The 25,844-nt window shown below is 30.0% G+C and carries 25 protein-coding genes; 10 read left to right on the top strand and 15 right to left on the bottom strand.

From position 1 onward, the window contains the following. Positions 1-129: 129 nt before the first annotated feature. From HW119_RS10555 to HW119_RS10535, 5 genes are all read right to left on the bottom strand, one after another. A complete protein-coding gene (locus HW119_RS10555) occupies positions 130-2,925 on the bottom strand; it encodes a gliding motility-associated C-terminal domain-containing protein (protein WP_177764190.1) in 2,796 nt (931 codons plus the stop codon). Positions 2,926-3,006: 81 nt separating this feature from the next. After that, positions 3,007-5,409 carry a heavy metal translocating P-type ATPase gene (locus HW119_RS10550; protein ID WP_177764188.1) on the bottom strand — a complete coding sequence of 801 codons (2,403 nt, stop codon included), beginning with the start codon at positions 5,407-5,409 and terminating at the stop codon, positions 3,007-3,009. 129 nt (positions 5,410-5,538) lie between these two features. Beyond that, positions 5,539-6,255, bottom strand: coding sequence for a T9SS type A sorting domain-containing protein (locus HW119_RS10545; RefSeq protein ID WP_177764186.1), 717 nt, complete (start codon positions 6,253-6,255; stop codon positions 5,539-5,541). Between the two features lie 69 nt (positions 6,256-6,324). After that, positions 6,325-7,038 carry a T9SS type A sorting domain-containing protein gene (locus HW119_RS10540; RefSeq protein WP_177764184.1) on the bottom strand — a complete coding sequence of 238 codons (714 nt, stop codon included), beginning with the start codon at positions 7,036-7,038 and terminating at the stop codon, positions 6,325-6,327. A gap of 65 nt (positions 7,039-7,103) precedes the next feature. Next, complete coding sequence (locus HW119_RS10535) at positions 7,104-8,348, bottom strand: PKD domain-containing protein (protein ID WP_177764182.1); 1,245 nt, start codon at positions 8,346-8,348, stop codon at positions 7,104-7,106. A gap of 108 nt (positions 8,349-8,456) precedes the next feature. Between HW119_RS10535 and HW119_RS10530 the strand changes: the two genes are divergently transcribed. Beyond that, on the top strand, positions 8,457-8,720 hold the full coding sequence (locus tag HW119_RS10530) for a hypothetical protein (protein WP_177764180.1): 264 nt from the start codon (positions 8,457-8,459) through the stop codon (positions 8,718-8,720). Between the two features lie 48 nt (positions 8,721-8,768). Here the strand turns inward: HW119_RS10530 and HW119_RS10525 are convergent, their stop codons facing one another. Beyond that, positions 8,769-9,425: an HAD family hydrolase gene (locus HW119_RS10525; protein ID WP_177764178.1), complete on the bottom strand. Its 657-nt coding sequence runs from the start codon at positions 9,423-9,425 to the stop codon at positions 8,769-8,771. Positions 9,426-9,553: 128 nt separating this feature from the next. On the opposite strand from HW119_RS10525, the gene HW119_RS10520 reads away from it, so the two are divergent. Beyond that, positions 9,554-10,768, top strand: coding sequence for an RsmB/NOP family class I SAM-dependent RNA methyltransferase (locus HW119_RS10520; RefSeq protein WP_177764176.1), 1,215 nt, complete (start codon positions 9,554-9,556; stop codon positions 10,766-10,768). Positions 10,769-10,787: 19 nt separating this feature from the next. Beyond that, entirely contained in the window at positions 10,788-11,843 is a 1,056-nt protein-coding gene (locus HW119_RS10515) for an endonuclease (protein ID WP_177764174.1), read from the top strand. Positions 11,844-11,882: 39 nt separating this feature from the next. Here the strand turns inward: HW119_RS10515 and HW119_RS10510 are convergent, their stop codons facing one another. The 4 genes from HW119_RS10510 to lpxK all read right to left on the bottom strand — a co-directional run bounded on the left by HW119_RS10510 (position 11,883) and on the right by lpxK (position 15,242). Then, positions 11,883-12,605 carry a hypothetical protein gene (locus HW119_RS10510; protein WP_177764172.1) on the bottom strand — a complete coding sequence of 241 codons (723 nt, stop codon included), beginning with the start codon at positions 12,603-12,605 and terminating at the stop codon, positions 11,883-11,885. Positions 12,606-12,784: 179 nt separating this feature from the next. After that, positions 12,785-13,219, bottom strand: coding sequence for a hypothetical protein (locus HW119_RS10505; protein WP_177764170.1), 435 nt, complete (start codon positions 13,217-13,219; stop codon positions 12,785-12,787). A 213-nt stretch (positions 13,220-13,432) separates the two neighbouring features. Next, positions 13,433-14,245 carry a purine-nucleoside phosphorylase gene (locus tag HW119_RS10500; protein WP_177764168.1) on the bottom strand — a complete coding sequence of 271 codons (813 nt, stop codon included), beginning with the start codon at positions 14,243-14,245 and terminating at the stop codon, positions 13,433-13,435. Then, complete coding sequence (gene lpxK, locus HW119_RS10495) at positions 14,217-15,242, bottom strand: tetraacyldisaccharide 4'-kinase (protein WP_177764166.1); 1,026 nt, start codon at positions 15,240-15,242, stop codon at positions 14,217-14,219. The genes HW119_RS10500 and lpxK overlap by 29 nt, the downstream gene beginning before the upstream one ends. A 57-nt stretch (positions 15,243-15,299) precedes the next feature. Between lpxK and HW119_RS10490 the strand changes: the two genes are divergently transcribed. Further along, positions 15,300-16,394, top strand: coding sequence for a Nif3-like dinuclear metal center hexameric protein (locus tag HW119_RS10490; RefSeq protein WP_177764164.1), 1,095 nt, complete (start codon positions 15,300-15,302; stop codon positions 16,392-16,394). 2 nt (positions 16,395-16,396) lie between these two features. Further along, complete coding sequence (locus HW119_RS10485) at positions 16,397-17,176, top strand: zinc ribbon domain-containing protein (RefSeq protein WP_177764162.1); 780 nt, start codon at positions 16,397-16,399, stop codon at positions 17,174-17,176. Positions 17,177-17,248: 72 nt separating this feature from the next. Here the strand turns inward: HW119_RS10485 and HW119_RS10480 are convergent, their stop codons facing one another. Then, complete coding sequence (locus tag HW119_RS10480; RefSeq protein WP_177764160.1) at positions 17,249-18,307, bottom strand: acyl-CoA reductase; 1,059 nt, start codon at positions 18,305-18,307, stop codon at positions 17,249-17,251. 71 nt (positions 18,308-18,378) lie between these two features. On the opposite strand from HW119_RS10480, the gene HW119_RS10475 reads away from it, so the two are divergent. Continuing rightward, positions 18,379-18,729 (top strand): 4Fe-4S dicluster domain-containing protein, encoded by a 351-nt coding sequence (locus HW119_RS10475; RefSeq protein WP_177764158.1) that lies wholly within the window; start codon positions 18,379-18,381, stop codon positions 18,727-18,729. Positions 18,730-18,889: 160 nt separating this feature from the next. Here HW119_RS10475 and HW119_RS10470 read toward each other — a convergent pair whose 3' ends face one another. From HW119_RS10470 to rocD, 3 genes are all read right to left on the bottom strand, one after another. After that, on the bottom strand, positions 18,890-19,363 hold the full coding sequence (locus tag HW119_RS10470; RefSeq protein ID WP_177764156.1) for an adenylyltransferase/cytidyltransferase family protein: 474 nt from the start codon (positions 19,361-19,363) through the stop codon (positions 18,890-18,892). 175 nt (positions 19,364-19,538) lie between these two features. Continuing rightward, complete coding sequence (locus tag HW119_RS10465) at positions 19,539-20,018, bottom strand: hypothetical protein (protein ID WP_177764154.1); 480 nt, start codon at positions 20,016-20,018, stop codon at positions 19,539-19,541. 19 nt (positions 20,019-20,037) lie between these two features. Then, complete coding sequence (gene rocD, locus HW119_RS10460) at positions 20,038-21,276, bottom strand: ornithine--oxo-acid transaminase (protein WP_177764152.1); 1,239 nt, start codon at positions 21,274-21,276, stop codon at positions 20,038-20,040. Positions 21,277-21,442: 166 nt separating this feature from the next. Here rocD and rlmD point away from each other — a divergent pair, with 166 nt between their 5' ends. The 3 genes from rlmD to HW119_RS10445 all read left to right on the top strand — a co-directional run bounded on the left by rlmD (position 21,443) and on the right by HW119_RS10445 (position 24,136). Further along, entirely contained in the window at positions 21,443-22,855 is a 1,413-nt protein-coding gene (gene rlmD, locus HW119_RS10455) for a 23S rRNA (uracil(1939)-C(5))-methyltransferase RlmD (protein WP_177764150.1), read from the top strand. A gap of 83 nt (positions 22,856-22,938) precedes the next feature. Continuing rightward, entirely contained in the window at positions 22,939-23,451 is a 513-nt protein-coding gene (locus HW119_RS10450; protein ID WP_177764148.1) for a DUF6452 family protein, read from the top strand. Further along, positions 23,432-24,136 (top strand): DUF6048 family protein, encoded by a 705-nt coding sequence (locus tag HW119_RS10445; protein WP_177764146.1) that lies wholly within the window; start codon positions 23,432-23,434, stop codon positions 24,134-24,136. Before HW119_RS10450 ends, HW119_RS10445 begins: the two co-directional genes overlap by 20 nt. 72 nt (positions 24,137-24,208) lie before the next feature. Here HW119_RS10445 and HW119_RS10440 read toward each other — a convergent pair whose 3' ends face one another. Beyond that, positions 24,209-25,195 (bottom strand): lipoate--protein ligase, encoded by a 987-nt coding sequence (locus HW119_RS10440; protein WP_177764144.1) that lies wholly within the window; start codon positions 25,193-25,195, stop codon positions 24,209-24,211. A 267-nt stretch (positions 25,196-25,462) separates the two neighbouring features. On the opposite strand from HW119_RS10440, the gene HW119_RS10435 reads away from it, so the two are divergent. Further along, positions 25,463-25,723 carry a hypothetical protein gene (locus HW119_RS10435; protein ID WP_177764142.1) on the top strand — a complete coding sequence of 87 codons (261 nt, stop codon included), beginning with the start codon at positions 25,463-25,465 and terminating at the stop codon, positions 25,721-25,723. Positions 25,724-25,844: the final 121 nt, after the last annotated feature.

The raw sequence follows: 25,844 nt of genomic DNA, 5'->3' as shown, positions 1-25,844 counted from the left end.
TTAACTTAAATTTTGAAAGCGAATGTAAGTCTTTTTTTAGATTTTTAAAAATTTTAAATTCTAGTTAATGTGAATCTTTTTTGAATTAAAAAAAACGGTTTCCAAAAAATGAAAACCATTAATTTTATATTATTTTTCTCTTACAATTTGTATCCAACCTGTAATCAATTCTCTTGGTGTTTGAATGGCGTAAAAATAAGTACCGCTTGGTAATTGATTTCCATTTTTATCTTGACCTACCCATTCGTTTCTATATCCATGACCGAATACATAAACTTCTTTTCCATATCGATTAATCACTTTCAATCCCAGAACTTCCAAATTATTCAAAACAAAAGCATCATTTAAACCATCTCCGTTTGGAGAAATTCCTTTAGGAATCAAACAATTTACATCTGCCAAATCTATTGAAGTCGTTTGTGTACAACCTTCCGGAGTTGTAACTTTCACATTATAACGTCCATCTTTATCAACAAAAAATTCATTTTTCGTTGAATTTAATCCATTTCCAGACCATTCGTAAGTTAAATTATTCCAAACACCGTTTTCACTAATATCTAAAATTGAAAGTAAATATTTATTCTCAAAACAACCACCTTGAATTACAATATCAATATCACGAGTAATTTTTATGTTCGTTTCAAACTCTTTAGATTCGCCACATCTTGGTTCAGCTACAGTATATTTATATTTAACAACGTAATCACCAGGTTCAGATAATTCAACATTAATTTCACCTGTTTGTGCGTTGATTTCTAACCCTTCAGTACTGCTAAAAATTCCACCAAAAGAAAAATCATTGGGTAAGATTGGAGAAATTTTATCATGGTTACTTTTACAAATTGGATTTTGATAAGCAAAATTTACAATCGGAATTTCAAAAGCTTTAAAATTTAAAACTATTGGTGCAATGGTAACACAATTTGTAAATCCTACAGTTGAAATTCTTACATAAATGGTTTTCGATTGCGTAATTGTATAATTCTGAATATCAATTGGACTTAGATTATCGATTGCATTTTGATTTGTATTGAAATAAGTTACTTGATAATTAGCTAAATTTTGAGTTGAAATAAACGTATTTGTTAACGCTTGAAAATCTACTTGTTGAATACCATCAGGTTCTAAATCACAAACTAAAAAAGGACTTGAAATTTGTGTAGCATCAAATGGATCAATAAATTTAACCTCTATTTCATCGCTGATACTCGGTTGTGTACAATTATCTTTTTCAATAACAATTTTGTATGTACCCGATTCTGTAACATTGATATTTAATGTATTATAAAGATTTACATCCATCAAAATATCATTTTTAAACCACTGAATCGAAGTAATTGCTCCATCACCTACAGTATCCACTTGTCCTGATAAATTAACACTAGCGGTATTACAAACGGTAATGTCTTCTCCTAAATCAATTTCGCAAAGAAAATCACAATTTGTTGAACCTGAACCTGGTGCATTCGAATTGGTTTGTTCTAATTTTATAAAACCAGGAAGTCCATCCCAATTCGCAATTAATACGGCATATATTTGTCCAACTTGAGCATTTGGAATCGATAATGTTTCAATAGCCGCTGGACTTGGACTACAATCAACAATATTTCCAAAAGGATAAAAGTTTGGATTAACACTTCCTGGATCAACAACTTGTAAATAACCTGGGCAAGTAGAACAATATTCAATTTCAATATTTGAGCAAGCTTGATCTAATGAATTGAAAGGTCCAAAAGCAACATAATCAACATCTAATGGAATTCCTACTGGATCACCATTGACATTAAATTGTGTGTTTTGAACAATATTAAATTCTAAATTTCCAGGAGTATCAACTTCAAAATAATACCAAATGGCATTTGGAGTAAATCCTAAACAACCAATTGGACCGTAACCAGAAGTATTACTTGAACCGAAATTATTTTGAAATACAATTGCACCAGAATCTCCACAAAAAGGATTTGCTTGTACAGCACTAGGAATGGTTTTAAAATATTCTGGTGTCCAATTACTTTTTGAATTTGGTCCACAAATAGCCCGAACCCAAACTGTGTACCATGTATCTGCAGTTAATCCCGTTGTTGAAAAACTTGCTGTCGTTGTAGTTGTACCCGCTGGTAAAGGTGGTAAACCAGCACTAACAATACAATATTCCCACTGCGTTTCATTTTGTCCAGTATTCCAACTAAAATCAACAGAAGTTTGATTTACACATGAAACCAGATGAGTGATATCTTTACAAGTTGGCTTTGCATCAATAATTACATCGTCTAAATAAACTCCTCTTCCTAATGGATAACTATTTCGATTTACATGAAATCCGACATTTATTACACCTGTCAATGGAAGATTGGTTTGAATATTTACCAAATCCAATTTAACCTCAACATAAAAATCATTTTGAAATGTTTTTCCTGGATGAATTGTTGATGTAAAATTTGCTAAATTGGATCCTCCGGTTGTTGAAACAGCAACTTTAACTACTTGGTCAACTTGCCAATTTCCATGTAAATGTGGAGATAATTTCACATAAAATTTTAATTCTTTTGTTCCAGGTATTGCATCTAAATTTATATTTGGAGAAATCAACCAATCGTTTGTTGAACCAAAAGTCAAATTATGAACAGGTAATTGCTTACATCTATTACCTTCGTAAGTATTTGTCTGGCTATCAATCCAAGAAACGTTATCATTATTCAAATTAAATGCATTCCAACAATTGGCTGATGTTGAAGTAGTATTAAAAGTTTCATTAAAAGGAACTGGAAAAATTGTTGAACATTGGTCAAAAGCTCTCATTTCAGCAATTTGTCTTTTAAATGATTCAAGTAAATTGTTATCATTTGTAATCTTATCAGAAGCAAAAGCCTTCAAACAAAATAAAGATATTATTAGAAATATTATTAATAAAGTAGTTTTTTTCATGTTAATCGATTTGTTTTCTGATTTAAAAATTGCGATTGCCATAAAAATAGCTAAAAATACTTAAATATACTTTTTTTACTTCTATAATTTTAATTGTTTTAATCGTAGTGCATTCGAAATTACTGAAACCGAACTTAAACACATTGCCAATGCAGCAATCATCGGAGAAAGTAATAAACCTGTTGTTGAATACAAAACACCTGCAGCTACAGCAATTCCAATAATATTATAGATAAACGCAAAGAATAGATTTTGCTTGATGTTTTTAATAACTTTTTCACTCAACTTAATAGATTTTTCAACATTAGAAAAAGCATTATTTAACAACGTAATTTTAGAAAAATCTTGAGCCAAATCAGAGCCACTTCCCATGGCAATTCCAACGTCTGCTTTTGCTAAAGCAGGAGCATCGTTAATACCATCGCCAATCATGGTAATAATTTTTCCGTCGGATTGGATTTGTTCAATCATTTTTAATTTATCTTCAGGAAGTTGAGAAGCAAACACCTTATCAATTCCAATTTGATTAGCGATAGCTTGAGCTGTTTTTTGATGGTCGCCAGTTAACATGATTACTTCAATATTTTTTGAATGTAAATACGAAATAGTTTCTGCAACATCAGGTTTTATCGCATCATGAATAACCGCTAAACCTACAATTTCGTTGTTTACAGCTACATAAGAAACGGTTTTACCTAGGTCTTGAATTTCTGTAACACGATTTTTAATTTCGTCAGAAACCTGAATATTATTCTGATTTAAAAGCGCTTCGTTTCCTAGCAAAACCTTTCTAGAATCAATCATTCCTTGAATTCCTTTTCCAGCGATATTCGCAACCAATTTCGAGGGTTTAATTTCTAAATCTAAATGTAGGGCTTTTTCTTTAAATGCTTTTGCAATCGGATGTTCACTTCTTGCATTTAATTGCGCTGTTAAGTAAACCAATTCGGTTTCAGATAAATCGGTTAACGAAATTATCGTTTCTAATGATGGTTTACCTTCGGTTAAGGTTCCGGTTTTATCGGTGATAACTACATTTGTTTTTTGTAACAATTCTAAAGCTTCTGCTTTTTTTATTAAGATTCCGTATTGAGCACCTTTTCCAATTCCCATCGAAATAGAAACTGGCGTTGCTAATCCCAAGGCACACGGACAAGCGATAATTAAAACTGCAATGGCATTTTGTAAACCAAATAACCATGAATTTTCTAAAGAAAAATAAGTCCAAAAAATAAAAGTCAACACAGCAATTGCTACGACGACCGGAACGAAATATCCCGAAATTCTATCGGCTAATCGTTGAATTGGCGCACGAGATAAACTTGCTTTATTTACCATTTCGATAATTTGCGCAATGGTTGTTGTTTGTCCGATTCGTTCTGCTTTCATGGTAAACGATTGGTCGGTATTGATGCTACCAGCTAAAACTTTATCGTTCGTTGTTTTTTCGACAGGTAAAGGTTCGCCAGTTAATAAAGCTTCGTTTACTGAAGTTGTCCCAGATAATATAATGCCATCAACTGGAATTTTTTCACCTGGTTTTACTAATAATTCGTCGTGAACTTGAACTTTATCAATATCGATTTCAGTTGTTGTACCGTTTACTAAAAGTGTTGCTTTTTGCGGAATTAGATTTAATAAATGCTCTAAAGATGATTTTGTTTTTTGATGTGCTTTAGCTTCTAACCATTGTCCTAAAATCATTAAGGTAAAAATCACTGCTACACTTTCAAAATAAATGGGAAGATGCGCCGCTGTGTGAAAAGCATGCGGATTTAGTAAAACGTAAAACGAAAATAGATAAGCTGCAATTGCTCCTAATCCAATTAAAGAAAACATATTTAAATTCCAAGTTTTAAAAGAAATCCAAGCGCGTTTCAAATAATTTTTACCTAAATACAAAACTGCTGTTGCGCCCATAAATTGCAACCAAAGTCCTAATTGAAAAGGAATAATTTTATAGATAAAACTATCGTGACTCATACCAAACATGGCAATAACAAATACGGGAATTGTTACAAATAGCGATTGATAAAATAGTTTTTTTAGATGATTTACTTCTTCGTTATCAGACGGATTTGCACCGATTTTTACCAAATCCATTCCACAAATTGGGCAACCTACATTTGAGTCGTAAACTTTATCACCTTCACACAACATTGGACAATAATATTTACCTGCCAAATGTTCTAAGTTTTTTGGAGTTTCGTTGTGTTTATCTGAGCTGTGAATGGCATCATGAGCAATTTCTGAATACGTTTCTGTGCCATCGGAATTTTCGATAATTTCTTGAATGGTGTACGGACCTTTGTGCGAAAGTGCGTGTTGAAGTTCTTCTAAAGGAATTTTCTTTTTAGATTCGATTATTGCTTCCGCAGGATTTAAATGCACTTCGATATTTTCTGTAACCGATTGCAATGCCTGTGTAACTTTAGCTTGACAACCGCTACAAGTCATTTCATTGATTTTATATCTCGTTTTCATATTTGTACCTTTTAATATGGTAAAATTACAAGGCTTTATGCTAATTAAAGTTATATAATTTCTGAAATAATTTACATAATTTCAGAAAAGTAAAAAATAAAGGCAGTGAAAATATCCACCGCCTTTGTTTTATTTTTTAATAAACTTCAAACTTTCTGTTTGATTGTCTTTTGAAATCTGTAAAATATAATTTCCTTTTGCTAAATGTTGAATGTCAATTTGTGTTTCTTGTGCATTCGTATTAAACTTCGTTTCGATTCGTTTTCCTTGTATATCAAAAATCAAAATTTTATCTAAGTTCCCAATTGATACATTTAAGAAATCGGTACTTGGGTTTGGATAAATTTTTAATAATTGGCCATTAAACGATTTTGTATTTGCTGTAGCCTCATTGTAATAAAAAGCTTTGTTTCCGTTTGCTCCCGTCAAAACTAATTGTAACAAATCATTTTCGGATGTAATAGTATATTGAAAATCAAATTCCATATTATTCCAAAAAACATCCGTATTTAAAGTTGCGAAAAAGATTTCTAAATCAAGATTTGGACACATCATTGCTGTGACTGCAAATTGTGAAATATGTAATGTATTTTCAGTTAAAAACGCATAAGAACCACCAGCTCCATTCATACATTGACCTTGAGAAAAACTTATATTTCCGTCGTTTTGGAAATGTTGAAAAGAAGAATATTCTGTTGATTCTTCAAATGGTGGAAAAATCATTTCATCATCTACTTCAATTTTAGCTAAAAACCAAGTGTTATTTAAAAGTGTTTGTTGATTTGTTTGAGCTTGAACTCCAAAATTTGTCAAAATGTATAACAAGATAAAAGTAATTTTTTTCATAATGATTTATTTTTGATTTTTATAAAGATAAAAAAAAAGCATCTAATTTAATCTAGATGCTTCATTTTCTTAATTTTTGATGAACTTCAAACTTTCTGTCTGATTATCATTTGAAATCTGTAAAATATAATTTCCTTTTGCTAAATGTTGAATATCAATTTGTGTTTCTTCTGCATTGGTTATAAACTTCGTTTCGATTTGTTTTCCTTGTATATCAAAAATCAAAATTTTATCTAAGTTTCCAATTGAAACATTCAAGAAATCGGTACTTGGGTTTGGATAAACTTTTAATAATTGGCCATTAAACGATTTGATATTTGCAGTTGCATTGTTATAATAGGTTGCTTTGTTTCCATTTGCACCAGCAATAACCAATTGTAAATTACCGTTTGAAGAAGTCACGGTAAAATCAAAATCACTACCAATGTTAAAGCCAAAAATATCTCCAACATAAGAGGTGAAATACGCTCCTAAATCCATATCGGTACATGAATCAAAAGGAAAAGTAAAAGATGTGAAATTTATTGAATTATCATCTACGAGCGTAAAATATCCGACTGAATTTCCATTACATTGAGTTTGAGTAAAATATCTGTTTCCATCAGTTATGTAATGTGTAAGTACATAACTAGTAGAAGTTAAACTTGATAGTTCAAATTCTTCGTTATTAATTTCAATTTTAGAAAGATACCAAATATTATCTAAAAATTGTTGTTGATTCGTTTGTGCAAAAATTCCAAAATAAATGAAAATGCAAAAAATAAGGGTTGTAATTTTTTTCATGATGATTATATTTATAATTAATTACATAAATATAAACAAAAAATGTTAAAAATATTGTATTAGTTTTATTTTTTTGTGAATTTAAAATTTTCTGTTTGATTATCTTTTGAAATCTGTAAAATATAATTTCCTTTTGCTAAATTTTGAATGTCAATTTGTGTTTCTTCTGCATTGGTTATAAACTTCGTTTCGATTTGTTTTCCTTGTATATCAAAAATCAAAATTTTATTTAAGTTTCCAATTGATACATTCAAGAAATCGGTACTTGGGTTTGGATATAATTTAATTTGATTTTTAGCAAACGTATCATTAGATAAAGTCGAAATTGTAATTTCTTTTGCTTTTGTATAAGTTTTACCACAAGATGTAACAGTTAAAGTTACATTGTAAGTTCCTGCAACAGTAAAAATATGTGTTGGATTTTGTTGATTTGAAGTTGTTCCATCTCCAAAATTCCACTGAAAGTTTGAAGCATTTGTTGATGAATTTGTAAATTGAAAATTTGTTCCAGATGTATTATTGAATTCAAAATTTGCAAAATTATCGTTTACATCTACATAAAAATTCTCTAAATTATTATAAACAATAGTTTTTATAGCATTTTTTAAAGTTGCAGCGGTTGTAGCATTTAAACTCGAATTAAAAGTAATTAAAGTAGGATCTTTTCTATAAATAACAGTATAAAAAGTATAAGCTGCTGCCATTGAACCCGCTAAAGAAGGATGCGAATTATCTGAATCATATAACTCAATTGTTGGATGATTTTCTCTTATATATCGCCAAACTTGAGAAACAGGAGAAATTACGCCCTTATTTGTATCTGCCATAGTTCGATAACGTTGTTGTAATAAATCATCCATTACTTCATAAGTACATTGACCATTTTGACAAATTTGCGGATCTCCATTTTTTTTACCCCACGTAGTGTAAAACAAAGGAACCGAACAAGCATAGTTTTGTTTAATAAGATTTGTCAATTGAATCGCATAAGGAAAAACGTATGTATTTACATAACCAATCGGAAATGCAGGTTTTTGACTTTGATCTTGCAAAACCACATAATCCCATTGATTTCCGTTGATTTTTGTTAAACTTGTTTGATTTGAAGCGTGTTGTTCTAAACTATAACCACCAATTAAATTGCTATCATGAATCAAAACATCATTTGTTGACGTTGCAGATTGAGCGACTAAACTTGGTAAATTATTATATTGAGAATAACTATTTCCTAGAAAAAGAACTTTTTTAGTTGTTTGTGCATTTATTGAAAAAGATGCAAGTAATAAAAACAAAAAGTATTTATTTTTCATTAAATATCAATTAAAGATTAATAAAAGTTGTTTTCTCAAACGAAGTTGTGAATATATTATTTTTTTTTCGAAGTTAAAATTAAAATTTACTTTTGTAAAAAAATTACCATGAAATTCAATCTTGAAGAAACACAAATCCTATTGCAAATTCTAAAACACAAACTTGAATCACCAAATTTAATTGAGATCAATAAAGAAACAACTTATCTAAATTTGATAGAAAAGCTTGAAAACGGAGAATATATAAAAGGTCGGTTATTAAATTTTTTACAAATTGAAATTACCAATTCAGATTTCAACGTTAATTCTTTAAATAAAATAATAGTTGAAACAATTTTAAAGAAAGTAAAATTTAAAGCAACTCCGAGATAAAACAAAAGCCAAATGAAATAAATCAACTGGCTTTTTTAGTATTATCAACTATTTTAGTTTTTTTATAAAATGAGCATCAATCTCATTAAAATCATTAACTAAAATACTTGCTCCTTCTAAATTTTGAAGTTTGGAATTTTCGCTATTATAACCCAAACAATAAATTCCAGCACCAACAGCAGCTTTTACACCATTTGTACTATCTTCAATTACGATGCATTCGTCTTTTGGATTTTTAGATAATGAAGCTGCATGAATAAAAATAGTTGGATCTGGTTTTGATTTCGGAAAATCTTCTCCACTCACTTTATGGCTAAAAAATTCATTTAATTTAAAACGATTGAAAACACGCTCAATAGTTCCTTTTGAAGCCGATGATGCCAAAATTAATTCTACATCATTTCTATGTAAATCAACGATTAAATCATAAACTCCTGAAATCAATTCCAAATCTGGTTTGGTATCAAAAGCATCGTTAAATAAACTTCTTTTTCTAAGTATTAAATTTTCAACTTCTTCTTGTAATTGAAATTTATCCTTTAATTTTTGAAAAACATTTCGAGTAGAATTCCCTGTAAAAGTAGCATAAAGTTCTTCTGTTACATCAATTCCTAATTCTTGAAAATGTTTAAAATAGGCATATTTATGAACTGGCTCTGTATCAACAATTACGCCGTCCATATCGAAAATTACCGTTTTAATCATGAGTTGTATTGTTTGTGCAAAATTAGAATTATTGTGCTTCAAAAAAAAATATTATTAAACCAATATCAAATCAAATAACTTTAAATTAACATAATAATGCGTTATCTTTGCAGACTGATTTAACAAAAATGAGATTACACAGAAACTTAGTTTTTACAGTTATCGATTCGCTAATGGCGATTTTTAACGAAGGACAATATGCAGATAAAGCAGTTGCTTTTGCACTAAAAAAGGATAAAAGATGGGGAAGCAGCGATAGAAAATTCGTTGCCGAAACAATATATGAAATGGTTCGTTGGAAAAGACTTTACGCCGAAGTTGCTGAAGTCAAAGACAATTATGACAGAGATGATATTTGGAGAATGTTTGCGGTTTGGGCAGTTTTAAGAGGAATAAAATTACCTGATTGGAAATACTTTGAAGGAACACCAGAACGTAAAATAAAAGGTCGCTTTGACGAATTATCTAAAATCAGACGCGTAAAAGAATCTATTCCGGATTGGATTGATGAGTTAGGTGAAAAAGAATTAGGAACAGAAGTTTGGAGTCAAGAATTAAAAGCACAAAATCAACAAGCAAAAGTTGTTTTACGCGTAAATCGTTTAAAAACAACTAAAGAAAAGTTACGTGCACAATTGATGGATTTAGAAATCGAAACGGATTTCCATGAACAATATCCAGATGCTTTAATTTTACGTGAACGCGCCAATGTTTTCATGACCGATTTATTTAAAGAAGGTTTATTTGAAGTGCAAGATGCTTCGTCACAAAAAGTAGCTTTCTTTTTAGATGTAAAACCTGGAATGCGCGTGGTTGATGCTTGTGCTGGAGCTGGTGGAAAAACACTTCACATTGCATCTTTAATGGAAAACAAAGGTCAAATTATTGCGATGGATTTGTACGAAAGTAAACAACGTCAGCTTAAAATTAGAGCAAAACGTAACGCTGCTTTCAATATTGAATATCGAATTATTGATACTACAAAAGTGATTAAAAAATTACACGATAAAGCAGATCGTGTTTTGATTGATGCACCTTGTAGCGGTTTAGGTGTTTTAAAAAGAAACCCTGATAGCAAATGGAAACTTCAACCTGAGTTTATTGAAAACATCAAAAAAACACAAGAAGAAGTTTTAGCTAATTACTCTAAAATGGTTAAAGTTGGTGGTAAATTAGTTTATGCAACTTGTTCAGTTCTTCCATCAGAAAACCAAGAACAGATTGAAAAATTCTTAAAAACAGAATTTGGACAAAATTTCGAGTTCATAAAAGACGAAAAAGTTTTAGCTAAAGATTCTGGTTTTGATGGATTTTATATGGCTTTATTAGAAAGAAAGAAATAAATTATTACTCTTAATTATTATGAAAAAAATCGTTACTGGTTTTACATTATTATTTGCTACAATCATAGGTTTCGCCCAACCTCAAGCTTATTATAATGGTATTGATTTTGACCTAAATGGTCAACCGTTAAAGAATGCCTTAGCAACAAAAATTACGAATACACATTCAAACCAAATTTCATATAATGGGGTTTGGACAGCGTTAAAAGCAACAGATGTAAATCCAACAAACAACAATCAAGTAATGTTGATTTATGGACATCAAAACGTTACAACTGGTAAATATTCTCGTATACGTGCTAAGAATGACAACGGTGGGAATAACGGTGATTGGAACAGAGAACATGTTTATGCACGTTCACTTGGAACACCAAATCTAGAACAAACTGCGGCAAATTCAGACGCTCATCACTTACGCGCTTCTGATGTACAATTAAATGGAGATCGTGGAAACAAAAAGTTTGCTGCAGGTTCAGGTAATTCAGGTTCAGTTGGTTCTAACTGGTATCCTGGAGATGAATGGAAAGGTGATGTTGCTCGTATGATGATGTATATGTATTTGAGATACCCAAGTCAGTGTATACCTACAAATGTAGCAGTCGGATCAGTTTCAAGTTCTTTTGATCAAATGATAGGTTTATTCTTACAATGGAATGCTGAAGATCCAGTTTCTGATGTTGAAATTCAAAGAAACACATACTTAGCAAATGCTTCAAACAGTGCAGGTCAAGGTAATAGGAATCCATTTATTGACAATCCGTATTTAGCAACTAAAATTTGGGGTGGACCAATCGCACAAGATCGTTGGGGATTAACGTTATCTAATGACAAATTTGATAAAATTGAATTTGGAATTTATCCTAATCCTGCGTACGATAGCAAAGTTTATATTCAAACAACTGAAATAGTAAATACAATTTTGATTCACTCAATCGACGGAAAATTAATTCAACAAATTAATAATCCTCAATTTGACAACAATCAATTTGAAATTAATAACTTAAATTCAGGTTTTTATATCATCACACTTAAATCCGACAACAAATCAACAGCTAAAAAGTTGATTGTGGAATAATAAAAAAATACCGTTTCAAATTTCGAAACGGTATTTTTTTTACACCTTAATTAACTCTCTTTCAGAAATTAATGCTTTATCCCCATTAACAAGTTTATATTTTTTTGTCCAAATACAATCTGAATTATATTCATAAAAATAAAAATCAGATTCATTCTTAGTTTCGCCTCCAATAATCACAATCGGATATGCTCTTTTGGGATTTGATTTTCTAGTTATTTGAATGATGTTTTTACAATCATCGTAAATATAATTTTCAATTTCAATTTGAAATTGCTTATTTAAATAAGTGGATTTTTCTAATTGGATTAAGCTACCCGAATCATCATAAATATATTTTTCTGACCAACCTTTTTTACCTTTCCATTCTTCAAAAACATCTAAATATTGCCGAATTAATTTTCCATTATTATCATATTCAAAGTGAATATTATTTTGAGCAACTAACTGACCTAATTCATCATATTTTAATTTATTTTTAACTTCAACTCCATTCATTTTAATTTTCTCTAAATTAGATTTATCATAATAACTAAAATAATTTTCAGACCTTAATTCATTATCAAAATAAGTTTTTAAAACACTTATTTTTCCATTTTTTAAATCATATACAAAACTCCAAGATTGCTTCTTTTCGGGATGTTCTTTTTCTATTACTTTTTGATATTTATTCCAATTAGAATTTTCTTCAAGTTGACGAAATTGATCATTTAGATTGATTGAAGTACAAAACAGTACAATTAATAAAGTATAGTTTTTCATAAATAACATTTTAATGGTAGAATTAAAAAAATTAACAAAAAACACACCAAACTAGCAGCACAAAATTATGAAACAAAAAAATCCATTTCATTAACGAAACGGATTTTCAAAAGATTTGTTTGTTGTAAACTGTTGCAATAAAATTCAAAAATTATATAAAATGTGCTATGTAATAATATTTATGATTTTAATTTGATGGCTAAAACACCAAAATGTTGTTTATCTTTCCACAATATTTTCGGATTGAAAAATAAATTAAGACTGTACAATAATGCGAATGATAAATAAATGATAAGAAAAATTAATGAGGCTGTTGAGGGGAAATTATTTTCGATATTCCATTTTAATAAAGCTAATCCTCCAACCAAAAAATGGACCATATTTCCCAGATAAATTGCTCTCCCGTATATTCCACCAATAAGAATTGTTCTTGAAGCCCAATTCGTAATTGAAAAACCAAGAAATAATCCTCCAAGAATTTGCATCATTAAGATAACGTAATCATTATTTGGTATTTCAAATAATTTCAATGCTAAATCTGGAATCAATATACAAAAAAAAGCAATTATTCCTAAAAAAACACTACTAATCGATTGTATTAATCTTGTATTCATAATGTGAATGTTTTAGATATATTATTTAAAAAGAATTCAAAACCATTAATAACATTCGCAATTTAATTCATATTTCAGTAAAAAAAACTAAGGGTAAACCCTGAATTTCAAATATTTAAAATTTAGCACTTCAAATGATTTTTTTTATTTAAATAAAAAAAAAAAGAAGCCTTGAAAAGCTTCCTTTGTAATTTTGGATCAAATAAAAACTAATTACAAATCAATAATTAATTCATTTATCAATTTTCGAAGTTTAGGTTCAGTAGCATTTACAGCAGCTAAAACTTCATCGTGATTTACATCCTTAATAGATTCTTCGTTTCCCATATCAGAAATAACAGAAACACCAAAACAATCCAAATTCATGTGTTTGGCAACAATTACTTCAGGCACGGTTGACATTCCTACGCAATCTGCGCCGACTTTATAAATCATTTTATATTCAGCCAAGGTTTCAAAAGTAGGTCCACTTAAACCGTAATAAATTCCATTTTGAACTTTTATATCTAAATCATTTGCTAATTGATTCGCTTTATCTAAAATTTTAAAACTATACGGTTCACTCATATTTAAAAAACGTGGGCCAAATCGTTCGTCATTAATTCCGCGTAAAGGATGTTCCGGAAACATATTGATATGGTCTTTAATCAACATAATATCTCCAACCTTAAAATTCGGATTTACACCTCCAGAAGCATTAGAAACAATCAAGGTTTGAACACCTAAATATTTCATTACTCGAATCGGAAAAGTAACTTGTTTCATATCATAACCTTCATAATAATGAAAACGACCTTGCATGGCAACAACCTGTTTCCCTCCTATTTTACCGAAAATTAAATTTCCTTTATGGCCTTGAACCGTTGAAACTGGAAAATTGATAATTTCTGAATAAGGAATTGAAATTTCAATTTCCATATCATCTACTAAATTTCCTAAACCAGAACCCAAAACAATTCCAATTGATGGTTTACCTTTTATTTTATTCTGAATTTGCTTAACTGTTTCTTGAACTTTTTCCCACATAATTTAAAATTTTTGCATTGAAAGAATCGGCTTTGTTCAAAAATTGCGTTTTAATAGGCAAATAATATAATTGTTCTATTGGCAATTTTCCTTTTAAACGCACAAAATCTTTCTCTGTAGTTATGATTTTTTTACCATCGGCTCTCTTCAAAATTAAATCAATATCTTTTTCAGAAAAATGATGATGGTCAGGAAAAGTTACAAAATTATTACTTAATACATTTAAATATTTATAGAAATATTCGGGTTTAGCGATTCCAGCAACAGCGAAAAAGGAATTGTTATCTAATTCGTTAAATGTAATAAAATCAGTTCCGTTTGTAATTTGTTTATCGTATCCAATTGTAGTAAAATAAACATCTTGATTTGGTTTAAGATTTAATTTTTGCTTGATTTTATTTTGATTTTCCAAACTCAAATCCATCGGACATTTAGTAACCACAACCACATCGGCACGGTTTGCTCCCGATTTAAATTCACGTAAATTACCTGCTGGTAAAACCAAATCGTCAGAATAAAGTTCATCAAACTTGGTCAAAAGTACATAAAAACCTGCTTTTATGTGACGATGTTGAAATGCATCATCTAAAAGAATGACTTCTGTTTGAGGTAATTTTTTCAAAATCGTTTGAACACCATTAACTCGTTTGGCATCAACAGCCACGTGAATATTCTTGAATTTAGAAAAGTATTGAAAAGGTTCGTCACCAATATCTTCCATTTTTGTGGAATCATCAGCCAAATTAAAGCCTTCTGTTTTACGTTTATATCCACGACTCAAAATTACTGTTTGAAATTTATTATTTAGCAAACGAACTAAATATTCAATTTGAGGAGTTTTTCCTGTTCCGCCCACGCTCAAATTTCCTACACAAATTATAGGCAATTCAAACGAAGTCTGTTTTTTCCAACCAAAGTCAAACATTAAATTACGAATAGCCGCAATGCCACCGTAAATAAGTGAAAACGGAAATAATATTTTTCGAAGCCTTTTCATGTTACGAAAATAGCTATTTTTTCTATCTTTGAAGATATAAATCTGAAGCAAAATTGTATGAAAATTTCAAATGTAATTCAAATTTTAGAAGAATTAACTCCACTCGCTTACGCAGAAGATTTTGACAACGTAGGTTTGTTAGTCGGAAACAAAAATAACGATTGTACCGGAGTTTTAGTTTGCCACGATGCATTGGAAGAAGTGATTGATGAAGCAGTTACTAAAAATTGCAATTTGGTGGTTTGCTTTCATCCTATTTTATTTTCGGGTTTTAAGAAAATCACCGGAAAAAATTATGTCGAACGTTCGGTTATTAAAGCGATTAAAAATGATGTAGCCATTTTTGCGATTCATACCGCTTTGGATAATCATCGCGAAGGCGTAAATCAAATTTTTTGTGATACGTTGGGATTAATCAATTCTAAAATTTTGATTCCTAAACAAAACTTCATTTATAAACTAACCACTTTTGTTCCGAAAGAACATGCCAAAAATCTACAACAAGCTTTGTTTAAAGCCGGTGCAGGTTCGATTGGAAATTATGACGAATGCAGTTTTTCTTCAGAAGGAATTGGTTCTTTTAAAGGCAATCAATACAGCGAACCGGTAATTGGAAAACCTCATATTTACGAAGAAATTGAAGAAACGAAATTAGAATTTACTTTTGAAAAACATTTGAAAGGAAGCATATTAAAAGCTTTATTTGAAAATCATCCGTACGAAGAAGTTGCTTACGAAATTATTAAAACAGAAAACGAACTTCAGAATGTTGGAATGGGAATGATTGCGGAACTTCCGACAGCAATGGATGAAAAAGATTTTCTTTTAATGGTTAAAGAAAAAACACAAACAGGAGGAATTCGTCATAGTAACTTTATAAATAAAAAAATTAAGAAAGTTGCAGTTCTTGGTGGCTCGGGAAGTTTTGCCATTGGCGCTGCAATTGCTCAAAAAGCAGATGCATATATTACTGCTGATTTAAAATATCACGATTATTATCAAGCAGAAAATGCGATACTTTTGGCAGATATCGGACATTTTGAAAGTGAAAGATATATAAAAAATTATATTGTTGATTATCTTACGAAAAAAATTACTATTTTTGCAATTATTTTATCTGAGATAAACACAAATCCAGTTAACTACATATAGATATGACAAATAAAGCAGAACTTACTGTAGAGGAAAAATTGAGAGCATTGTACGATTTGCAATTGATTGACTCAAGAATTGATGAAATTAGAAACATGAGAGGTGAGTTACCTCTTGAGGTAGAAGATTTAAAAGACGAAGTTGCTGGACTTACAACTCGTTTAGAAAAATTAAATACGGAGGTTGAGGCTATTAATGAGCAAATCAAAGTAAAGAAAAATGATATTGATAGTTTCAAAGAAGCAATCAAAAAATATACAGAACAACAAAAAGATGTTCGTAACAATAGAGAATTTAACTCTTTGACTAAAGAAATTGAATTCCAAAATTTAGAAATTGAATTAGCTGAAAAACACATTAAAGAGTTTAAAGCTTCTATTGAACATAAAAAAAGCGTAATCGAACAAAATTCAGAAAAATTAGATGGCAAAAAAGAACATCTAACTCATAAAGAATCTGAATTAAATGGAATTATGGAAGAAACTAAACGTGAAGAAGAAATTTTGTTAGCAAAATCTGAAGAATTTTCTGCTTTAATCGAAGAACGTTTAGTTACTGCTTACCAAAGAATTAGAAATGGAGTTCGTAATAAATTAGCTGTTGTTTCTATCGAACGTGGAGCTTCTGCTGGTTCTTACTTTACAATTCCACCTCAAGTTCAGGTTGAAATCGCTGCTCGTAAAAAAATCATTACAGATGAGCACAGTGGTCGTATCTTAGTTGATTCTGCTTTAGCTGAAGAAGAAAGAGAAAAAATCAATGCATTAATTGCAAGTTTATAAAAAATAAAGTCTCGAATTAAAACGGGATTTTTTTTGTATAAAAAAACGAGATAGTTTTCTATCTCGTTTTTGTTATAATGAAAGTAAAAATTTCATTGTATCGATTCCATCAGCGTAATCCCATAATTGAGGATTTTGTGTTTCACCAAACGCAATTTTATTTTCGATGGGTAAGTTAGAAACTACACATTGAATTTTTTCATGATCGTTTTCTAATTTTTTCATCAACTGATTTTCGTTATCATAAAATTCATAAAAAACAGACGAAATTGGTGAAGCGTAACTTGTATCTTCACGAATGGTTAAAAATCCGTTGTCTAAAATTTTGAAATTACTCATCAAATATACCGCTTTATTATAGTCGTAATTATTTGCATAACGTTCGTATTTGATTACTTCGCTATATTCATACATGGCTTCAAAAAATGCTGTGAAATTATAATCAGTCGGAACGAATAATTTAGAAATACTTCTACATCCTAATCCATAAAAAGTAAAAATATCTCTACCTAAAGCTTGTAATTCTTCTTTAGATTCATTTCCGGTTAAAACGGCAACTGAATTTCTGTTTTTACGAATAATATTAGGTACTTTTCCGAAATAATATTCAAAATAACGAGCCGTATTATTACTTCCTGTTGCAATAACGGCATCAAAATTTTCAAATCCTTGTTTTGTAAATCCAATTCTTGATTCGAACTCAGGTTCAACAGCAACAAGATATTTTAATAAAAACGGAATAATCAATTGATCGTTTGATGAAGTTTTAATCAATGCTTTGTTTCCACTAATTAAAACCGAAATCACATCGTGAAATCCAACCATTGGAATATTTCCTGCTAATATTAAACCAACCGTTTTCAGAGGTTCAACATTTAAATTATAGTTAGAAAGCCATTGATTTAAATTCGTTTGCGTTAATGCATTTGACCAAGAATTCAGAGCAAAAACAACTTGATCTTTTGTAAACCAGCCGTTGTGATTTTGAGCTTGTTCAATAATCATTGCGAAATTCGAAAAGAATTCTTCATTTTTTAAAACATCGTTATTATATTCGAAATCTTCTGTAGCAAATTGTCTGATAAAATCACCTAAAGCTACAAATGCGTTTTTTTTCTGTTCTAAAATCATATAGATTTGTTTGTAATTTCTTTAAATCGTACTTTTGTACAAAGTTACTATTAATAAAATAAATATTAGCTATGGCAATCATAATAACTGATGAATGTATTAATTGCGGTGCTTGTGAACCAGAGTGCCCAAATACTGCGATATATGAAGGCGCTGACGATTGGCGCTATAAAGACGGAACTGCTTTAAATGGTAAAATTGTTTTACCAGATGGAACTGAAGTAGATGCAGATGCTGCGCAAACACCAATTTCTGACGATTTATACTATATTGTTCCTAGTAAATGTACTGAATGTAAAGGTTTTCATGAAGAACCTCAATGTGCTGCTGTTTGTCCTGTAGATTGTTGTGTACCTGATGACAATCATGTTGAAAGTGAAGAAACACTTTTAGAGCGTCAAGCTTTTTTACATAATGAATAATTAAATTATTATAAAACTGAGTTCAAATATATTATAGAACTCAGTTTTTTGAATTATAAAAAATTTTAAACAACTCAATTTAAAAAAGGGATAACTCCAAAAAGTCATCCCTTTTTATTTAAATTAATACTTTATTTATATTCTTTACATAATTAAAAATTTATTTTTCTTTTTTTAACTCAAGAACGGCAACTTCTTTTCGCAAACTTGAGCTTGAAAAACGATGATCTCTTGTATTAAAATAAAAATCAATTCCTTTTTCTTCGCAATACTGTCTTCCTGTAAATTCTTTATCTGCATATTCATCTCCTAAAATACGTACATCAATTTTAAACGAACGTAAAATATCTTCTAAATCTTGCTCGGTAGCATACGGAACAATTTCGTCAACAAACTTGCATCCTTTAAGTTGAATATAACGTTCAACAACAGTTTGCGAAGGTTTATTCTTTTCAGGACGATCAAGAGTCGGATCGGTTTGTAAACCGCAAATCAAGTAATCGCACTGACGTTTTGCTTCTTCTAACATCTTGATATGCCCAGCATGCAGCAAATCAAAAGCGCTAAAAGTAATCCCAACTCGAGGATGAATTTTAATGCTATTTTCTATATTGTTAATTATTTTATTTTCCATGTTTTTAAATCAATAACCTATAAAAAAGTTTCTAAGCGAAACTAAATTATATAAAAAGTATTTTCAAATTTAATAAAATTAATTAGTGTATCAAAATGATATATTAAATCCCAAAAGAACAAAAAAGCACTTCAAAATAAAATGAAGTGCTTAAATTTATTTGAAATTTTATCAATTAATTCATTGCTGCAGCCGCCATTCCTCCAATAATAGATATAATCATCATCAAAATATAGAATGAAAAAACAATAATCATCAATATTCCAATATATTTATAATGTGCCTTTAATTTTAAAATAGCATCATTAAACAGCATTTGATCTTGGATTTCAAATGCTTTTTTAACTTTCGTAGAAAAATCATACAAATATTTAATTGGAAAATAATAGATTAATGCTATCGCTAAATATAGTATGACAAAAAAAACTCCTCCTATCATCCCAAAAGGATTAGGTGTATTACTATAACTACTTAATGAACCTAGAGAACTCATTATTGCTCCCATAAAAAATCCCATAATCACCATTATCCCCATTCCTACAAAACCTAAAATAGCCAAAAACTTAGCCCATTTTGCGGTTTCTAAGAAAACTAATTTAGTCACATGAGTAATCTCTAGATTTTTTTGATTTGAATTTGAAAATTCAGTATTCATATTAATTTATTTAAGTTTATTATTTTTCGAATTCGGCTAAAGTTTTAGTTATTATTGCAACACATTCTAATAATTGTTCTTCTGTCATGACTAACGGCGGAGCAAAACGAATGATATTTCCATGAGTCGGTTTTGCTAATAAACCATTATCTCGCATTCTTAAACAAATTTTCCAAGCTGTATCACTATCTTCAGTATCGTTGATGATAATTGCATTTAATAATCCTTTTCCACGAACTAAAGTACAAATGTTAGAATTTTGAATGTACTTATTCAATTCAAAACGGAAAATTTCTCCTAAAACTTCAGCATTTTCAGCTAAATTTTCATCTAAAACCACATCTAAAGCTGCCATCGCAACTGCTGCTGCAATTGGATTACCACCAAAAGTTGATCCGTGTTGACCTGGTTTAATTACATTCATAATTTCATCGTTAGCTAAAACAGCCGAAATTGGGTACATTCCGCCAGAAAGCGCTTTTCCTAAAATCAAAACATCAGGTTGCACATTTTCATGATCCACTGCTAACATTTTTCCTGTTCTTGCGATTCCTGTTTGAACTTCATCAGCAATAAACAAAACATTGTTAGCTTTACAAAGTTCTTTAGCTTTAGCTAAATAACCTTCAGTTGGAACATAAACACCTGCTTCTCCTTGAATCGGTTCTACCAAGAAACCTGCAACATTTTTGTTTGTAAGAACTTCTTCTAGAGCTTGTAAATTATCGTATGGAATTCTAACAAATCCGTCGGTATAAGGACCGTAACTTTTTCTTGCATCCGGATCGTTAGAAAACGAAATGATTGTAGTTGTACGTCCGTGGAAATTATTTTCGCAAACTATTATAATAGCTTCATTTTCTGGAACACCTTTTACTTCGTATGCCCATTTACGAGTTAATTTCAAAGCCGTTTCCACAGCTTCAGCACCCGAATTCATAGGAAGAACTTTATCAAAACCAAAAAGTTCAGTTATTTTTTTCTCGTAAACACCTAGTTTATCGTTATAAAAAGCGCGAGAGGTTAATGCTAAAGTTGATGCTTGTTTAGAAATTGCTTCGACTAATTTTGGATGACAATGTCCTTGATTTACAGCAGAATAAGCCGATAAAAAATCGAAATACTTTTTGCCTTCAACATCCCAAACATAAACACCTTCACCTTTAGATAATACAACAGGTAATGGATGGTAATTGTGAGCACCGTATTTATTTTCTAATGCAATAGCTTCTGTAGAGGTTAATTGTGAATTTGACATTTTTGATGGTTTAATATTTTATTTTCAGTAATTCCTACTTAAAAAACGGAGAGAAATCATCCATTCACGAAATTACACATTTTACATAATAAAAAAAATTAAAATGAAAACATTCTAAATAACATATTAAGATACAATTAGAAAAAACTATTATTATTTTTGCGTCATGGCAAGAAAAAAAACAGACAGAATCGTATTCGAAAACGTAGAAGTCCTTGATGCAGGTGCAAAAGGCGTTTCGGTTGCGAAAGCTCCAGACGGAAAAATTATTTTTTTACCAAATGTGGTTCCTGGAGATGTAGTTGATGTACAAACTACTAAAAAACGTAAAGCTTATTTTGAAGGAAAAGCAACCGTTATTCATAAATTTTCTGAACATCGTGTAGATCCAATTTGTGAACATTTTGGAGCATGTGGTGGATGTAAATGGCAAAATATGTCTTACGACAGACAGTTGTTTTACAAACATCAAGAAGTTTATAACAACTTAAAGCGAATCGGAAAGATTGAACTTCCTGAATTTGAACCCATTTTAGGTTCAAAAGAACAGTTTTTTTATCGTAATAAAATGGAATTTTCGTTCTCTAACGCTCGTTGGTTAACTGAAGATGAAGTTAAATCTGATGCGGAATTAGTACGTGAAAATGCTTTAGGTTTCCATATTCCAAAAATGTGGGACAAAATTCTTGACATCAAAAAATGTCACTTACAGCAAGATCCTTCAAATGCAATTCGAAACGAAATCAGAACTTTTGCGAATGCAAATAATATGGAATTTTACAATCCGCGTGAAGCTTCAGGATTCTTAAGAACATTAATGATCAGAACAGCTTCTACTGGAGAAATCATGGTTTTGATTCAGTTCTTTAAAGAAGATAAAAAACAACGCGAATTGTTGTTGGATTTTTTAATGGAACGTTTCCCTGAAATTACTTCATTACAATATGTAATCAACGGAAAAGCCAACGATACTATTTATGATCAAGATGTAAAACTTTACAAAGGTAGAGATTACATTTTAGAAGAAATGGAAGGTTTAAAATTCAGTATCAATGCGAAATCATTCTACCAAACAAACTCAGAACAAGCTTATGAATTGTATGCAATTACAAGAGATTTCGCAGGTTTAACAGGTGAAGAATTGGTTTATGATTTATATACCGGAACAGGAACTATTGCGCAATTTGTTTCTAAAAAGGCGAAAAAAGTAGTTGGTGTAGAAGCTGTTCCTGAAGCAATTGCTGATGCTAAAGTAAATGCAGAACGTAACAATATTACAAATTGTGACTTCTTTGTTGGAGATATGAAAAATGTCTTCAATGACGAATTTATCGCACAACACGGACATCCAGATGTAATCATTACCGATCCGCCACGTGATGGAATGCACAAAGATGTCGTTGAACAAATCTTAAAAATTGCTCCAAAACGTGTGGTTTATGTAAGTTGTAATTCGGCAACTCAAGCACGTGATTTAGCTTTGATGGATGAACTTTACCAAGTGGTTCGAGTTCGCCCAGTTGATATGTTCCCGCAAACGCATCATGTTGAAAATGTGGTTCTTTTAGAACTTAAATAAATATATAAAAGCAATGTTTCTTTAGCATTGCTTTTTTTATGAAATATCTTTGTATTTTTGAAGTATTAATTGAATACAACTAAATGATAAATTTAAAAAAAACATATCTGATTGCATTTGTAGGTATTGCATCTTTTTTTTCATGTGAGAAAGACGACATTTGCGATGGACAAGCAGTTACACCAAACGTTAGAATCGAATTATATGATAAAGCAAACAGTACTGTTTTAAAACCTTTCTTTAAAATTGAATGTTTTGTCAGTCCTGAAATTGAGAATGACTCTATAAAAGTTATCGAATATTTTAATAAATCAGAAATTCAGTTACCTTTAAACATAGCTTCAAATAAAACTATTTGGAATCTTAAATTATTTGAAATAGTTAATAACGATACGATAATAAAAACGAATCAATTAACGTTTAATTACACACCAAAAACAGAATATGTTTCTAAAGCTTGTGGATATAAAACAGTTTTTGAAAACGTTTCAACAACAGTTAATAATAATGAAGTTGACTATTGGATAACAAATTATACTCCTTTGACAAACAACATCACTAACGAAGAAAATCCGCATGCCAAAATATATTATTAGTTCTATTTTCCTTTTTATTGGATTCATAACTCAAGCTCAAGATACCATAACCAAACCGAAATATTTAGATACGTACGGTTTACGAATTGGAACCGATTTAATTAAAGCTTCAAGAAATTTTTGGGATAAAAATTATACAGGTTTTGAAGTAAGTGGAGATTATCGCTTGGACAAAAAAAAATATATAGCCGTTGAATTCGGAATAGAAGATAAATTTACTGAAGAGGATCAACTTTCTTTTACTACAAAAGGAATGTTTATTAGAGCTGGATTGGATTATAATGTTTATGAAAATTGGTTAGATATGAACAACATGATTTTCGTTGGCGGAAGATATGGATTTGCAAGTATGTCACAAACTTTGAATTCATATAACATTTATGAAACAAGTTCATATTTTCCAAATCAAACAATATATCCAAATACAACAACAAATGCATTGTCTGCACATTGGTTAGAATTTGTGGCTGGAGTAAAAGCCGAAGTTGCCAAAAATCTTTACCTTGGATTTACCTTCAGGATGAAGTTATTATTGGCGCAAAAACAACCAGAAGATTTTGAAAATTTATATATTCCAGGTTACGGAAAAAAATTTAGTGGAAATATTGGTGCAGGTTTTAATTATTCTGTTTCATACAACATTCCTCTTTTCAAAAAATACAATAAAAAAGAACCTAAAGAATAAACTACTTGCAAAAGTTTAGAAAGTTTACAAATAAATAATCATAAAAATGAGTCCGAAAAAATCGGACTCATTTTATTTAAAAACAGTTAAAATTTCATCTATCGTAACTTTTCCAAAAAATTCTGTAACATCTACTGATTCTAATACAGCACGTATATCGTTTAGATTATGATTTTTTCCGATAAATAAAACTTCAAGTTCTTCAATTGGTTTCGAAGCAAAAAAATCACCAAAGATTTTAACTTTTTCAATCGTTCCACCACGAAGAACATCTAAATGTAATTCGATAAAACCAGCAGGAATCTTAATAGCATTCTGAAAACTATATTTAGGAGAAAAACCAAAATTCCAATCCCAAGTTGCATATTTTTCTGAAATTAATTTTTGAACATCTTCAATATCTTCAGTAGATAATTCATAAATAAAAGAAGATGCATTTGTTTTCAACATTTCATCAATCAAAGTTTGCTTTAAATCGTCCAAAGTCATTTCTTTAGGCAAAACATCTTTCAGATTAATAACTCTAGCACGATTCGATTTTATAGCTTTATCATTATATTTCAATGGATTTATCTTTAGAGCATCTCCAAGAATTGACATATTCGAATCAAATAAAATTGTTCCATGCTGAATCATTTTACCATTACGAGACAATTTTGCATTACCACTAAATTTTTTTCCATCAACCAACAAATCATTTCTACCTTCAAGTTTAGCAGGAACATTCAAATCGTTTAAAACTTTCAGAACTGGCTTTGTAAATTGAGAAAAATCCATAAAATCATTTTCTCCAAGTAAATTATGAAACGAAAAATTCAGATTTCCTAAATCGTGATAAACTGCACCACCTCCAGACATCCTGCGCACAACTTTTATCTTGTTTTCGCTTACATAATCCAAATTAATTTCAGCTAATGTATTCTGAAATTTTCCAACAATAATAGAAGAAGAATTTACATACAAAAGAAAGATAGATTCCGTTGGATATTTATATAACAAATATTCTTCTAACGCAATATTAAAATAAGCATCATTAGAAGGAGAATCAATAATCATCATAACAAAAAAGTTTAAACAAAATTAATTAAATGAAGTCAATAAGCAGCTTCATCAACAGTAAAAAAAAGTAAAACATAATCGTTAATTATGATAAACTCATTCTAAATTAAAAAAAAGTATATTATTAATAACAAAACAATTCAAAACAAAAACATAAAACAAGAATCTCCAAAAAACAGCATTTCAAAAAATCAGGGTTTCCCGCTATTAGACTACTCTAAATCAAGCAATTAAAATAGATAACTTTGTCCATATAAAAAAATCAATATGAAAAGTACACTAACCATTTCGGATGTACTTCAACTAACAGAAGTAGTATCTCAGAGTGTTGAATTTGAAATGAATATAAAAACTTATTTCAAACTGATGGGCTTAGAAAACGTTACAACCAACAAAATTCCACAAATACAAAACAAAATCAATGGAGTTCGCATTTACATCAATAACAGTCTAAATCCAAACCACATAAAGATGAATTCAAAATTCAAATCATCTTCAAAAAAATCCGTACAAATAATTGTTGAATAAAAGCATTCAACCGAAATACTATATAGTACTAACAACTAATGGCAATCCTTCCACTCCGTTTCAGGTCGGGCTGTCCGCACTCGCTTTTTACAAATTAAAAATTTGCAAAAGAGCTCAAACA

It is taken from the genome of Flavobacterium sp. I3-2, from assembly GCF_013389595.1.
In the GTDB taxonomy this organism is placed as follows: domain Bacteria; phylum Bacteroidota; class Bacteroidia; order Flavobacteriales; family Flavobacteriaceae; genus Flavobacterium.
The sequence above is the reverse complement of the archived record's forward strand: the minus strand, read 5'-3'. Positions and strand labels throughout refer to the sequence as shown.

Excerpts from the sequence above, each read along its gene's own strand:
- HW119_RS10555 (WP_177764190.1), bottom strand. The coding sequence starts at position 2,925 with ATGAAAAAAACTACTTTATTAATAATATTTCTAATAATATCTTTATTT.
- HW119_RS10550 (WP_177764188.1), bottom strand. The coding sequence starts at position 5,409 with ATGAAAACGAGATATAAAATCAATGAAATGACTTGTAGCGGTTGTCAA.
- HW119_RS10545 (WP_177764186.1), bottom strand. The coding sequence starts at position 6,255 with ATGAAAAAAATTACTTTTATCTTGTTATACATTTTGACAAATTTTGGA.
- HW119_RS10540 (WP_177764184.1), bottom strand. The coding sequence starts at position 7,038 with ATGAAAAAAATTACAACCCTTATTTTTTGCATTTTCATTTATTTTGGA.
- HW119_RS10535 (WP_177764182.1), bottom strand. The coding sequence starts at position 8,348 with ATGAAAAATAAATACTTTTTGTTTTTATTACTTGCATCTTTTTCAATA.
- HW119_RS10530 (WP_177764180.1), top strand. The coding sequence starts at position 8,457 with ATGAAATTCAATCTTGAAGAAACACAAATCCTATTGCAAATTCTAAAA.
- HW119_RS10525 (WP_177764178.1), bottom strand. The coding sequence starts at position 9,425 with ATGATTAAAACGGTAATTTTCGATATGGACGGCGTAATTGTTGATACA.
- HW119_RS10520 (WP_177764176.1), top strand. The coding sequence starts at position 9,554 with ATGAGATTACACAGAAACTTAGTTTTTACAGTTATCGATTCGCTAATG.
- HW119_RS10515 (WP_177764174.1), top strand. The coding sequence starts at position 10,788 with ATGAAAAAAATCGTTACTGGTTTTACATTATTATTTGCTACAATCATA.
- HW119_RS10510 (WP_177764172.1), bottom strand. The coding sequence starts at position 12,605 with ATGAAAAACTATACTTTATTAATTGTACTGTTTTGTACTTCAATCAAT.
- HW119_RS10505 (WP_177764170.1), bottom strand. The coding sequence starts at position 13,219 with ATGAATACAAGATTAATACAATCGATTAGTAGTGTTTTTTTAGGAATA.
- HW119_RS10500 (WP_177764168.1), bottom strand. The coding sequence starts at position 14,245 with ATGTGGGAAAAAGTTCAAGAAACAGTTAAGCAAATTCAGAATAAAATA.
- lpxK (WP_177764166.1), bottom strand. The coding sequence starts at position 15,242 with ATGAAAAGGCTTCGAAAAATATTATTTCCGTTTTCACTTATTTACGGT.
- HW119_RS10490 (WP_177764164.1), top strand. The coding sequence starts at position 15,300 with ATGAAAATTTCAAATGTAATTCAAATTTTAGAAGAATTAACTCCACTC.
- HW119_RS10485 (WP_177764162.1), top strand. The coding sequence starts at position 16,397 with ATGACAAATAAAGCAGAACTTACTGTAGAGGAAAAATTGAGAGCATTG.
- HW119_RS10480 (WP_177764160.1), bottom strand. The coding sequence starts at position 18,307 with ATGATTTTAGAACAGAAAAAAAACGCATTTGTAGCTTTAGGTGATTTT.
- HW119_RS10475 (WP_177764158.1), top strand. The coding sequence starts at position 18,379 with ATGGCAATCATAATAACTGATGAATGTATTAATTGCGGTGCTTGTGAA.
- HW119_RS10470 (WP_177764156.1), bottom strand. The coding sequence starts at position 19,363 with ATGGAAAATAAAATAATTAACAATATAGAAAATAGCATTAAAATTCAT.
- HW119_RS10465 (WP_177764154.1), bottom strand. The coding sequence starts at position 20,018 with ATGAATACTGAATTTTCAAATTCAAATCAAAAAAATCTAGAGATTACT.
- rocD (WP_177764152.1), bottom strand. The coding sequence starts at position 21,276 with ATGTCAAATTCACAATTAACCTCTACAGAAGCTATTGCATTAGAAAAT.
- rlmD (WP_177764150.1), top strand. The coding sequence starts at position 21,443 with ATGGCAAGAAAAAAAACAGACAGAATCGTATTCGAAAACGTAGAAGTC.
- HW119_RS10450 (WP_177764148.1), top strand. The coding sequence starts at position 22,939 with ATGATAAATTTAAAAAAAACATATCTGATTGCATTTGTAGGTATTGCA.
- HW119_RS10445 (WP_177764146.1), top strand. The coding sequence starts at position 23,432 with ATGCCAAAATATATTATTAGTTCTATTTTCCTTTTTATTGGATTCATA.
- HW119_RS10440 (WP_177764144.1), bottom strand. The coding sequence starts at position 25,195 with ATGATGATTATTGATTCTCCTTCTAATGATGCTTATTTTAATATTGCG.
- HW119_RS10435 (WP_177764142.1), top strand. The coding sequence starts at position 25,463 with ATGAAAAGTACACTAACCATTTCGGATGTACTTCAACTAACAGAAGTA.